Below are 12,479 nucleotides of genomic sequence, written 5' to 3'. Positions count from 1 at the left end.
GGTCGCACTCTTTTTTTGCTTAAAGTGCGTAACAGTATAAAAACAAACGCCCCCAAATAGCTACGTTGCGCAATCAATAAAGAGCCAGCAATCTCAAGCCCGGACTACACCGGGGCTTCAGATGCTGACAAAGAAGGAAAAAGCGTGGTTTTTCCTGCGCGAATAGCCGTTACTGCTGAGGAATAACCGGAACGACAGGCGTTTCCAGCTCAGGTGCGGGAGCGATCTCTGGCTGGCCGATGCCCGGCATGCCGAACATCCCTAACAGATCGCTAAGCGGCATTTTCTGGCCGTTTAACGTGACCTGGCCGTTGCTGTATTGCAGGCTGGAAACCACGTTATTGTTTTCCATGGTGGTGACGCGGAACATTTGCCCCATCGCCGCCAGGCCTTTGATCTGCTGGTCGGCAAGTTTAGCGGCTTCGGCGGGCTGGTAGCCTTCAAGCTGCGCGATTTGGGTCATCAGCTCGGTTGCCATAGCCATCGGGATCACCAGCTTGCTGTCGAGCGATTTCACTACGCGGTTGAGCTGCTCTTCCGGCGTGGTTGCTTCACCCGCGGCCTGCGCCGGGTCTTTCAGCAACAGGGAGAGGTTAAAGCTGCTTTCGCCTTGCGCATTTTTCCAGCTCAGCGGCGCCACGGTAATCACCGGGTCGCCTTTGAGCAGTAGCGGCAGGTTGGCGACGAACAGCTCGACAATACGCTGCTGGTAGGCTTCCGGATCCTGCATAAGGGCCGGGTCCGCCAGCAGTTTCTGCGACTCGGCTTGATATTTCTGGCTGAATGCATGCACGGCCGCACCGTCAAGGTTACCGACTTTGAGCGTCAGCTTGCCGCTGCCGATATCTTTGTTCTGAACTTTCAGCGAGTCGAGGGTGTAGTCAATTTGGCCGGAAAGATGTTTTTTATCTTCCTGAAGCTCAGATTTGGCGTGGATATTAAAGCCTTCAAAAACCGCCATCTGCTGGCCTTCAATGGCGATAGCTAACTTCTCGATCGCGGCTTTTTGACTGCCGATACGTTCAATAAATTCACTGCGCGCGCTGTTACCTTCGGTTTTGATACCGTTGAAGGTCATCTGCACATGCTGGCCGTATTCATTCACGGTATTCACCAGGCCGCTTTGCGCTTCACCACTCACGGCGATTTTATCGCCCTGACCGTCAACGTCAGCCCGGAATTCACCGCCGCTGAAGGCCACTTTCTGTTCGCCATTTTCATAATTCAGCGGCAGCAGGCTGATATCTGAAGAGGTGTCGCCGCTGTAGCCGATACGGGTTTGCGCATCAATAAAGGACTGACCTTTAGCAATATCAAACAGCGGCTTAGTGGTTGGGTTATTCACAAGCGTCGTGTGCACGGAGGCCATTGAAGGCAGCAGGTTGAATTTTTTCAGCTGGGCGAACGGGAACGGGCCATGATCGATAGTTTCGTTAAACACAATGCTCTGATCGGGTTTAAGCAGTGCGCTGGTCACGCCCGCGTTTGGCTTAATAACCAGCTGCATGGTGCTGTGGAACAGGCCACGATGATAATCCTGGTAGCCCAGCGTTAAACCTGCTTCCGGTGAGGCCTTATTCAGTTCGGCATTCGCCCGGGCGATCATCTCCGCCATGCGGCCTTCAAGCTGCTTTCCGGTGTACCAGGCGCTGCCTGTCCACGCCACGCCCAAAGCCACAATAACACCTACAGCAACCAGTGATTTTTTCATTCTGTCGTAGTCCATATTAAGTGCGTCTGCCGGTAGTCCTCCGGCAGACGATTGAAATGCCCTGCGGCATTTAAGAAACTCACTCAGCAAGCTTAGCAACCTTACTTCAAAAGATCAGTAAGTTGCTTGCCACTCAGAGTTTAGAATAGACCCGAGCCACACGCCCGACACCGCTGATTGAAACCGGCGATTCTTGTGCAGAAATAAAGGCCGACTCGCCGGGGTTCAGCACCAGCTGCTGCCCGTCTTTGCTTAATACCGCTTCGCCTTCAGTACAGAACACAATAGCGGCGCTCGGCTGTGCCAGGCTTGCCTGCTGCGGGCTGAGGTCGTGTAAAGAGAAAGCAAAGTCATCAACCGGAATCGGGAAGTCCAGCTCGCCTGGCCGTTTTTCTGGCTGAGTCAGCAACTCTGCCGCCGGTTTGGCGACAAACTTCACGTTGGCGACCAGCTCTGGAATATCGATATATTTTGGCGTCAGGCCCGCGCGCAGCACGTTATCTGAGTTTGCCATCACTTCAAGCGCCACGCCTTTCAGGTACGCGTGCGGGGTTTCGGCGAACAGGAACATCGCTTCACCGGGCTGCAATTTCACCACGTTAAGCAGCAATGGAGAGAACAAACCGCTGTCATCCGGGTAGAATTCAGAAATCACGCGGATGGTTTCCCACGGCTCGCCTTGTTGATTATTCAGCGCGGCCTTCAACACGCCCAGCGCGAGGGATTTCTCCTCACCTTTCATATTCAGCAGGCTGGCGAACAGCTGCGATAAACGTTCGGCATTCGGCTGTTGCAGGAAATGAGCCATGGCCGGGTGCGCGCCGGAAACCGGCTGGAGCAGGGAAACAATATCGCTAAACTCACGGAATGCATTCATCGCAAGGAAGGGGGTGAGGGCAAAGACCAGTTCCGGTTTGTGGTTAGGATCTTTGTAGTTACGCTCGGCGGCATCTAATGGAATGCCAGCGGCGTTCTCTTTGGCAAACCCCAGCTCAGACGCTTTTTTGTTAGGATGCACCTGAATGGAGAGCGGTTGATCGGCACACAGCACTTTGAAGAGAAACGGTAGCTCACCAAAACGCTCTGCAACGGCCTTACCTAAAAGGGCGGGTTTATCCGCGTCAATCACCTCGCGCAGCGAGCGGAGCTGACCATTATCAACAATCTTTGAGCTGCTTTTCGGGTGTGCGCCCATCCATAGCTCGGCCATCGGCAGTTGTTGTGGGTTTTCCACACCATAAAGTTCGGTTAACGCAGTTTGACTTCCCCAGGCATAGTTTTGCACGGAGTTAATGAGTTTTTGCATTATTAAGCCCTGTTGTAATCGACACAAAGTTGCGACTATTAAAGCAATTATCTGCGATGAAGTAACCTGGGGAGTAAAAAGTCGTATTAGTCTCAGTTTTTGTTAAAGAATTGTGTAGGATATTTCGATCGAGATGGCGCACGTCGCGCTACGTTTTCGCAGTAAGCTAAAAAATTATACCTGTGTAAGTGAGAGAACAATGTCGAATAAAGCCTTTCATTATCAAGAGCCATTCCCGTTAACAACAGACGAAACCGAATACTACCTGCTCAGCAGCGATTATGTTTCAGTCTCCGAGTTTGAAGGGCAGGAAGTCCTCAAAGTTGACCCTAAAGCCCTCACGTTACTCACCCAACACGCCTTCCACGATGCCTCGTTTATGCTGCGCCCGGCTCACCAGCAGCAGGTAGCCGACATCCTTAACGATCCTGAAGCCAGCGAAAACGACAAGTATGTTGCACTTCAATTCCTGCGCAACTCTGAAATTGCCGCTAAAGGCATTCTGCCAACCTGCCAGGATACCGGCACCGCCATCGTGATGGGTAAAAAAGGCCAGCGTGTCTGGACCGGCGGCGGTGATGAAGAAGCGCTGTCGCGCGGGATCTATAACACCTTTATTGAAGATAACCTGCGCTATTCGCAAAACGCGGCGCTGGATATGTATAAAGAGGTGAATACCGGCACCAATCTGCCGGCGCAAATCGATCTCTACAGCGTTGACGGTGCGGAATACAAATTCCTCTGCATCGCTAAAGGCGGCGGTTCAGCGAATAAAACCTATCTCTACCAGGAGACGAAGGCGCTGCTAAGTGCAGGCCGCCTTAAAGAGTATCTGGTGGAGAAAATGCGCAGTCTCGGCACTGCCGCCTGCCCGCCGTACCATGTGGCGTTTGTGATTGGCGGAACGTCGGCCGAAGCCACGCTTAAAACCGTGAAGCTTGCCTCCACCAAATATTATGACGGGCTGCCAACCGAAGGTAACGAACACGGCCAGGCGTTCCGTGATATTCAGCTGGAAGAAGAGTTGCTGAAAGAAGCGCAGAACCTGGGGCTGGGCGCGCAGTTCGGCGGTAAATATTTTGCTCACGATATTCGCGTTGTGCGCCTGCCGCGCCACGGTGCTTCCTGCCCGGTAGGCATGGGCGTCTCTTGTTCGGCCGACCGGAATATCAAGGCGAAGATTAACCGCGACGGTATCTGGATTGAGCGGCTTGAACACAACCCCGGCAAATATATTCCGCAGGAACTACGCCAGGCGGGTGAAGGGGAGGCGATAAAGGTCGATCTCAATCGCCCAATGAGCGACATCCTCAGGCAATTGTCGCAGTACCCGGTTTCCACTCGTCTGTCTTTAAGCGGGACGATCGTTGTGGCGCGCGACATCGCCCACGCTAAACTCAAAGAGCGCATCGACCGCGGTGAAGGTTTGCCGCAATACATCAAAGACCACCCGGTGTATTACGCCGGCCCGGCTAAAACGCCAGCCGGTTACGCATCGGGCTCGCTTGGGCCGACAACCGCTGGACGTATGGATTCCTACGTTGATCTGTTGCAGGCCAACGGCGGCAGCATGGTGATGCTGGCAAAAGGTAACCGCAGCCAGCAGGTGACGGATGCGTGCCATAAGCACGGCGGGTTCTATCTGGGCAGCATCGGCGGCCCGGCGGCGGTGCTGGCGCAACAAAGCATCAAGAGCCTCGACTGCGTGGAGTATGCGGAGCTGGGTATGGAAGCCATCTGGAAAATAGAGGTGGAAGATTTCCCGGCCTTTATTCTGGTGGATGATAAGGGCAACGACTTCTTCCAGAAAATCCATGCCTCGCAGTGTACGCGATGCGTGAAGTAGAAAACTCAAGCCGCCTGTAAGGGCGGTTTTTTGCTCAAAGGAGAATGAAATGGCGACCGTTCGTAGTGAAAAAGACTCAATGGGCCCGATCGACGTTCCGGCAGATAAACTGTGGGGCGCGCAAACTCAGCGCTCGCTTGAGCATTTCCGCATTTCCACTGAAAAAATGCCCGCCGCGTTGATCCACGCGCTGGCGTTAACCAAGCGGGCTGCCGCTAAGGTGAATATGGATCTCGGCCTGCTAAACGCCGAACGTGGCAAAGCCATTATCGAAGCGGCAGATGAAGTGCTGGCGGGCAAACACCCGGATGAATTTCCGCTCGCTATCTGGCAAACCGGCTCCGGCACGCAAAGCAACATGAATATGAATGAAGTGCTGGCTAACCGGGCGAGTGAAATCCTCGGCGGCGTGCGCGGCATGGAGCGCAAAGTTCATCCTAATGACGATGTGAACAAGAGCCAAAGTTCGAATGACGTGTTCCCGACGGCGATGCACGTTGCGGCGCTGGTAGCGGTGCGTGAACAGCTGATCCCCCAAATAAAGGCGCTGAAAGCGACGCTTGAGAAAAAAGCGCAGGCTTTTCGTGACATCGTTAAAATTGGCCGCACGCACTTACAGGATGCCACGCCGCTCACGCTGGGCCAGGAAATTTCCGGCTGGGTGGCGATGCTTGAGCATAATCTCAGACATGTAGAAAACAGCCTGCCGCATGTTGCAGAGCTAGCCCTGGGCGGAACGGCGGTGGGAACCGGGCTCAACACTCATCCTGAATACGCGGTGCGCGTCGCCAAAGAGCTGGCAGAGATAGCCGGACAGCCATTTGTCACCGCACCCAATAAATTTGAAGCGTTAGCAACCTGCGATGCGCTGGTTCATGCGCATGGCGCATTAAAAGGGCTGGCGGCGTCGCTGATGAAAATTGCCAACGATGTGCGTTGGTTATCGTCCGGGCCGCGCTGCGGGATTGGTGAAATTGCGATCCCTGAAAACGAACCGGGCAGCTCCATTATGCCCGGCAAAGTTAACCCAACGCAGTGTGAAGCGATGACCATGCTGTGCTGCCAGGTGATGGGTAACGATGTGGCGGTCAATATGGGCGGCGCTTCCGGTAATTTTGAATTAAACGTTTTCCGCCCGATGGTGATCCATAACTTCCTGCAATCGGTGCGCCTGCTGGCGGATGGGATGGAGAGCTTTAACGCCCATTGCGCGGTGGGTATCGAACCGAACCGTGACCGTATCGCGCAGCTGCTGAATGAATCGCTGATGCTGGTGACGGCCCTAAATACGCACATTGGCTACGACAAAGCGGCAGAAATTGCCAAACAAGCCCATAAAGAAGGGCTGACGCTGAAGGCATCGGCGTTAAAACTCGGTTATCTGACCGCAGACGAGTTTGATGCCTGGGTGCGCCCGGAAGAGATGGCAGGCAGCATGAAGCCATAAGCCAGCCGCGCCAGCCTCTATTGCTCGCAGTACAGATGCAGGCGCGGGATCACCAGCCGTAGCGGCTGCGCCTGCGGCCTGTAGCGATGGCGAATATTATCCGCATCATAATTGAGTAATTCCCCCATCTGCGGCGGCATTTCGCCATTATTCCGGTGACATAACACCACCAGCGGCGACGGGCAGGCATGTTGCACCTGCTTTTTGCGATCCTGATACCAGACGCGGGCGACGGGCTGCACTTTTACCGGTCGTTTAATTTTCAGCCGCACGTTATCTGAAAGGCTGCTGATGGCGTTCAGTTCACGGGTAATCTGTTCAGCCCATTGTTCGCGGGTGTAGGGCGGCACCGCGCGCTTCGCTTGCAGGCTCTTTTCCAGAAGCTCGATAATTTCACGGCGGGTGTAATTCTTGACGATCTGCTTGTTCGCCCAGCCAAAATTCAGCGTGCTGGGGTTCTCCAGTAAGGTGATGGTGCGGTAAGCATTGAGGGTAATCAGTCCCGGAAGGTGGTGGTGAACCCACTCAAAACGCTGCACGCTCGGCAGTCCTGACTCCACGCTAATGATCTTTTCCAGCTCCTGCTTGCGCTGATTAATACGCAACACCAGCGCCCGGGTCTGGCTACGTTCGGCCTCATCGACCTGATAGCAAACGGCACCCGGCAGGCGCACCGCAGCTTTACTGCTGGTTTTCTCCGACTGTTGCTGAATAAACAGGCGGGTGAAGTGGGAAAGGGTGGCCTGATGCGCCTCTTTGCCCAGCAGTTGCGTCACTTCAATGTGAGTCAGCGCATCGTGTTCTTTACCCTTATCTACCGTGGGTAACACAAAGGCGCGTCCAACCAGTAGACGGTAGCTATCGAGCTGCTCCCGTAATTGATACAGGTCGCGCTCAAGCGCGTGAAATGTGCTGGTCAGTCGCGCAATCAAATCATATTTCATCATGCCGCCCTTCATTAGTTACAACATACTAATTTTATAGCATAGAGAGACGAACCTGACCACTGGCGTTGCAATCGCCACGCAGAGGAAAAAAGATTTTTAGTGGCGTAGGGGATTGAGGCTAACGGCAGGGAGAGTCGGTTTTGATAGGCGAGCTAAAGCGGAAGCGAGCTCCATAGAGGCCAATCCAGAAGTGCGGCTCATCTGGCTGAGTATGTCAGCAGGGTTTGCCCGTGCTGACATCATTTGGCTGCGATAGGCGCGGTTATTTGTTAAACCAGCGCTTCAGTCGCAGAGGGCGGGAATTCTTTTTTTCGCTGATCTGCCAGCAGCAGACATACGGCGTTTCCCGGTAAAGGGCGGTGGAACAGGAAACCCTGGCAAAGTCCAATGCCTGCCATTTTCACCTGTTCTAACTCCTCATGGGTTTCAACGCCCTCGATAAGGATCTCACATTGAATCACCATGCATAATTTAACCACCTGCTGCAGGAAGTTAAATCCATCCGGTTTGGCCAGGCCGAGAACCATCGATCTATCGAGCTTGATCTTATCCAGCGGGTAGCGGGTCAGATAATGCAGCGTCGAATAGCCGGAGCCAAAATCATCAAGCGCTATTCTGATTCCAAGGCTACGTAGTTTTTCCATCACTTCGGCAACCCGCGCGGGCTCCTGAACCTTTTGTGACTCGGTGATCTCAAACTCCAGAGCCCACCCGGCAGGCAATGGGTTAGCCATCACTTTGTGAACCACGCTTAACAGGCGATAGTCGATCAGCGTCTGAGGCGAAATATTGACAGACAACGTCATACTCTCTGCCGCAGCCATATTTTCTCTGACATAATCCAGCGCGTGTTCCACCACCCAGAAATCAATTTCTGGCATCAGACCCGTCCGCTCATAATATTTCAGGAAAACAGGCGGGGTTATCTTGCCACTGTCGCTCTGGTGGCGGATTAATACCTCAACGGCGACAACTTTATTGTCAGATAAACGAACCTGAGGCTGGAAATAGAGAATGAACTGCCCAGCGGATTGCAGTTTTTCAATCTGCCGCTGTGCTTCGAGGTAGCTGTTTTCTTCAACCACATGGCTGTAATTGGGCACCATCTCAAAATCTGTCGGCTGGACGGTTTTTATCTCACCGGTTAACAAATCCAGGTCCGCATTTTCATTGTTCGTTTGTTTTAATGAATTTTTGACAAACGGACGATAAATAGCCACGCCAACGGCGACAAGCAGCAGATACAATACTACTGCGCTAACCGAGTGTCCGCTGGCCAGCCACACCTTGATGGGGCCGGGGGTGGACCAACTGACGATTTCGGAATTACGTGGGATGATATCCAGATACGTCGCGCCGTAAGCCACCATATAAGAAACTAACGGTGTCAGCACAAACGGAATAATCATCACCGGATTGAGGACGATAGGAAAACCAAAAATCAACGGTTCATTGATATTAAACAGCGCCATAGGGGCAGAGATTGACAGCAGCCGACGCTGGGGGCTTTTTTTCTGCATCAGAATGCAGATCAGCAAACTCAGGGTATTCCCCGTACCGCCAGAATTACACCATATGTCATAAAAAACCGGGCTCAGAATATTGAGTCCGCCACGTCCGGAGTGCCAGTCGCTGATATTTAATCTATTCGCCACCGTAAAGGCAACGTCGATATCCATAAAAAGATAGTAGCCATGAAGACCAAAGAACCAGGGCGCGCTACGTAGCAGGACATATCCAATGCCGTGTAAAAAATCGAACGGGTAAAAATAGAGCGACAGACCGCTGAAAAAACTCATTGCATGGTCCAGCCAGACTGCGGCACCCAATTTTATCGCGCTGCTAGCCAGTGCGATAACGGCAAGCGTAATGAAAAATGAAAGGATCGTAACATTATTATTATCTTTCCATTGACGAACCTTTAACAGATTTTTACTGACGATTTCCTGCAACACATTGCCGATGATGCCTGATGCCAGCGCCATCGGAATGCTGATATCGAGGAAGAATTGTGCATTATCATCAAGAATGCGCCGGAAAATCATCAGGGTGCTGATGCTTAGCGCGATACAATAAATTTGTGAAAGACGGTTTCTTACCGCCCAGTGCACCGCGATGTAGATATTCATTACCAGCGGTGCAAGTGCTAAAAAACCTATCTGTAATTGCATAAACCAGGTTGCTGCATGACTGAAACCAGCCGTTTCACAGATAACTGAAGCTGTAATAACAAGGCCACGCACTATCGATAGCGGAACAATCGCCATGGTACTGGCAATAATCGCATGGGCATAACGATTATTTAATAACTTAATCTGGCTGTTATTTAAACGATGCAACAGATTATTATATAGCCACACTTTTATCACAAAATTACCTAAAGCACTGATGCTTATTAATGGTGGTTTTTAAACAGATGAGTGCGTAATCAGACTCAGTCATTTGGCTGTTAACAGGACGTGATGTTATATTTTTCTACGTTTTTATAGAGAAGTTCCGCCCCAAAATAACAATTTGCACAGCATTTATTTTTTAGTTTAGTAACGTATATTCAACAACTATGAGCTATTAAATTACCCCGTCACCATTGCACACTGAAAGAAAACATATTGGTAACAAATAACGTACGTAACGGTAATAAAAACGTTCTTTTTCTTGATATTCATCGCTAATTGATAAGCGGATAAATAATAACGCATGAAATCTATCATACCAGAACTGTTTATTTCTATAGGCGAATGCTGAATTAAGCAATAAGATCATCGTTGCTATTAAACAGAAGATGTGTAGCAAAGGAGGATAGATATTTTTGGAAAACGCATCCTCTACCGCAGGGGGATGGCTGTCGTAGATTTTCTCAGGTGCGAAATGGCGGCAGCAACGCTGCGATTCAGATCATCGCAGGCCACGGCGTACAGCTTTTTTGTAACGCATCGCGGTCCAACATTTGGCCGGCAGGAGTGGCGTAACGTCATTCCGTATTTGCCAGCAATCACACACGGCTAAATGTTTTTACGCAAACAGACTTATCGAAGAGGACGACCGCCGTCTACGGCATGCGTCCGGCCAGTGACGTATTTGCTGTTCAACAGGTATTCTACCAGCCCAATAATCTCTTGTTCGCCCGGGGCGATCTTCATCAACGCCTTATTCAGAGCGGCTTCCCGATATTGGGCATCGTCACCGTCATTGAACACGATCATCGCAGGCGCAATGGCATTGACTTTAACTTCCGGGGCCAGCTTACGGGCAAACGAACGCGTCATATTATCCAGCGCGGCTTTGCTGGCGGCATAGGCAATATGTTTATCGCTACCACGCTCAACGACATAATCCGTGAAATGAATGAGATCGGCGCTGGCATGGCCGTGGCCGTGGCCGCGCAATAGCGGCTCAAGAAGATGATTGAGCAGATAGGGAGCATGGACGTGAATTTGCAGCATCGCCGCCAGCGTATCCGCAGGGGAGCGGTGAGGGGATTCTGCAAGCCAGGCGCTGGCGTTGTGCAAAATGGCCCGCAAACTGTCGCAGCGCTGTTTTACTTGCTGAGCAAATTGCTCAATTCCCTGATTGGTTGAGAAATCCCCGAACAGGCAGGTTGCCCCGGCCTGCTCCAGCGTATCTACCGCCGGGTAACGCGTACGGTAGCTAATAATGATGGGCTGCTGATGGGCCAGAAAGTGTCGCGCCAGCGCCAGGCCAATTCGTTTACCTGCTCCGGTAATCAAAATAGGACGTGTGGGTGAGATGGCCCTCATCGGCGACTCCTTTCTGTCGTTGGCTGATAGCTTACTTCACCAGTGCCCATGTTGCAGGAAACGCGGCCACCAACATCAGGAAAATGACTGATTTTTCCCTGAAGTTGAGTTTAATGTCATGGGTATGGGTACTGCGCGTATACATAAAGACGATTAATCCCGGCGCGTAGAGTACCACTGAAAGCAGCAGATGCATCAGGCCTGAGGCATAAAGCAGCCATAAGCCATAAATACAGGCGCCAAAGCCAATCGCTTTATGCAGCGGGCGGACAGAGACCTTGACTAAAAAAGCGCCCACCAGGAAGTAGGGAACCAGGATCATCTCAGAGGCGATGGTCAGCAGCGTGTTGTAATCCGAGCCGGTTAACCAAATCAACACCAGGCAGATCTGGATGCTAATATTGGTCAGCCACAGGGAGGCTGACGGAGCATTGTTCTGATTCTGACGGGCAAAGATTTTCGGGAAAGCTTTGTGCGTGGCGGCAAGGAAGGGCACTTCAGCGGCCATAATCGTCCAGCTCAGGTAGGCCCCGCATACCGAAACAATCAGCCCGGCGGCGATAATCACTTCACCCCATGGCCCCATCATTTCAACCATTAATCCGGCCATTGAAGGGTTACGCATACCGGCAAGTTCCGGGCGGGCAATCACCCCTAGCGAAAGCAGCGTGACCAGCAGATAGACGCTCAATGCCGCAACTACCGCCAGTAACGTTGCGCGGCCAACATCATTCTTATTGCGCGCGCGTGCAGAGACCACCACCGCGCCTTCCACGCCGATAAACACCCATAGGGTTATCAGCATGGTGTTTTTGACCTGCTCCCAAACTGGAAGACCAAGCGCAATTCCGCTGAAATCGAGATTAAAGGTAGAGAGCTTAAAGGCCATCATCGCTAAAACGATAAACAGACCTAATGGCAGCAGCTTCGCAAGGGTGGCAACCAGATTAATACTGGCCGCGGTCTGCACGCCGCGCAGCACCAGGAAATGCACCATCCATAACAGTACGGAAGCACCGACAATCGCTTGCCAGGTATTGCCGTCACCAAACAGGCGCAGCTCTGGCGTATCGGTGAAGAAACTCAGCGCTGAGAACACAATGACTAAATAAGAGACGTTGGCGATCACCGCACAAAGCCAGTAGCCCCATGCTGAGAAGAAACCGATCAGCTCACCAAAGCCTTCGCGAGCATAGGTAAAAATGCCTCCGTCCAGGTCGGGGCGCAAACGGGTTAATACCACCATCGCCAGCGCCAGCAATAAAATACCCGCGCCGGTAATGGCCCAGCCGATCAGCAATGCTGCGGGGCTCGCCACACTGGCCATGTTTTGCGGCAGGCTAAATACACCAGCGCCGAGCATCGAGCTCAATACCAGTGCAGTTAATGCGGCGAGGCCTAGCTTCTTTTCCATAGCAATCCCGTTAAATTCACATAAGACCCAGAATAACTATCATGCTTTTA

Annotated in this window: 8 protein-coding genes; 2 read left to right on the top strand and 6 right to left on the bottom strand. The window is 52.1% G+C overall.

Annotated features, from left to right (window positions below; genetic code table 11):
* Positions 1–169: 169 nt before the first annotated feature.
* Together EHN07_RS01925 and manA are read right to left on the bottom strand one after the other, a co-directional pair.
* Positions 170–1,711 (bottom strand): YdgA family protein, encoded by a 1,542-nt coding sequence (locus EHN07_RS01925; RefSeq protein ID WP_124022530.1) that lies wholly within the window; start codon positions 1,709–1,711, stop codon positions 170–172.
* A 133-nt stretch (positions 1,712–1,844) separates the two neighbouring features.
* Positions 1,845–3,017, bottom strand: a complete 1,173-nt coding sequence (gene manA / locus EHN07_RS01920; RefSeq protein ID WP_124022529.1) for a mannose-6-phosphate isomerase — start codon at positions 3,015–3,017, stop codon at positions 1,845–1,847.
* Positions 3,018–3,216: 199 nt separating this feature from the next.
* On the opposite strand from manA, the gene fumA reads away from it, so the two are divergent.
* Both fumA and fumC read left to right on the top strand, forming a co-directional pair.
* On the top strand, positions 3,217–4,863 hold the full coding sequence (gene fumA / locus EHN07_RS01915) for a class I fumarate hydratase FumA (protein WP_124022528.1): 1,647 nt from the start codon (positions 3,217–3,219) through the stop codon (positions 4,861–4,863).
* Positions 4,864–4,912: 49 nt separating this feature from the next.
* Complete coding sequence (fumC, locus tag EHN07_RS01910; protein WP_124022527.1) at positions 4,913–6,310, top strand: class II fumarate hydratase; 1,398 nt, start codon at positions 4,913–4,915, stop codon at positions 6,308–6,310.
* Between the two features lie 17 nt (positions 6,311–6,327).
* On the opposite strand, the gene tus is transcribed toward fumC, so the two are convergent.
* The 4 genes from tus to EHN07_RS01890 all read right to left on the bottom strand — a co-directional run bounded on the left by tus (position 6,328) and on the right by EHN07_RS01890 (position 12,429).
* A complete protein-coding gene (gene tus / locus EHN07_RS01905) occupies positions 6,328–7,257 on the bottom strand; it encodes a DNA replication terminus site-binding protein (RefSeq protein ID WP_124022526.1) in 930 nt (309 codons plus the stop codon).
* Between the two features lie 269 nt (positions 7,258–7,526).
* Complete coding sequence (locus tag EHN07_RS01900; protein ID WP_244202336.1) at positions 7,527–9,524, bottom strand: EAL domain-containing protein; 1,998 nt, start codon at positions 9,522–9,524, stop codon at positions 7,527–7,529.
* 759 nt (positions 9,525–10,283) lie between these two features.
* Positions 10,284–11,015 (bottom strand): dihydromonapterin reductase, encoded by a 732-nt coding sequence (gene folM / locus EHN07_RS01895; RefSeq protein WP_124022524.1) that lies wholly within the window; start codon positions 11,013–11,015, stop codon positions 10,284–10,286.
* A gap of 31 nt (positions 11,016–11,046) precedes the next feature.
* Entirely contained in the window at positions 11,047–12,429 is a 1,383-nt protein-coding gene (locus tag EHN07_RS01890) for an amino acid permease (protein ID WP_124022523.1), read from the bottom strand.
* Between the last annotated feature and the right edge of the window lie 50 nt (positions 12,430–12,479).

Source organism: Buttiauxella warmboldiae, from assembly GCF_003818135.1.
Lineage (GTDB): Bacteria > Pseudomonadota > Gammaproteobacteria > Enterobacterales > Enterobacteriaceae > Buttiauxella > Buttiauxella warmboldiae.
This window is presented reverse-complemented; position numbering and strand designations above follow the sequence as displayed.

Bases quoted from the DNA above. Each gene is read 5' to 3' on its own strand.
- EHN07_RS01925 (WP_124022530.1), bottom strand. From the start codon at position 1,711: ATGAAAAAATCACTGGTTGCTGTAGGTGTTATTGTGGCTTTGGGCGTG.
- manA (WP_124022529.1), bottom strand. From the start codon at position 3,017: ATGCAAAAACTCATTAACTCCGTGCAAAACTATGCCTGGGGAAGTCAA.
- fumA (WP_124022528.1), top strand. From the start codon at position 3,217: ATGTCGAATAAAGCCTTTCATTATCAAGAGCCATTCCCGTTAACAACA.
- fumC (WP_124022527.1), top strand. From the start codon at position 4,913: ATGGCGACCGTTCGTAGTGAAAAAGACTCAATGGGCCCGATCGACGTT.
- tus (WP_124022526.1), bottom strand. From the start codon at position 7,257: ATGATGAAATATGATTTGATTGCGCGACTGACCAGCACATTTCACGCG.
- EHN07_RS01900 (WP_244202336.1), bottom strand. From the start codon at position 9,524: ATGGCGATTGTTCCGCTATCGATAGTGCGTGGCCTTGTTATTACAGCT.
- folM (WP_124022524.1), bottom strand. From the start codon at position 11,015: ATGAGGGCCATCTCACCCACACGTCCTATTTTGATTACCGGAGCAGGT.
- EHN07_RS01890 (WP_124022523.1), bottom strand. From the start codon at position 12,429: ATGGAAAAGAAGCTAGGCCTCGCCGCATTAACTGCACTGGTATTGAGC.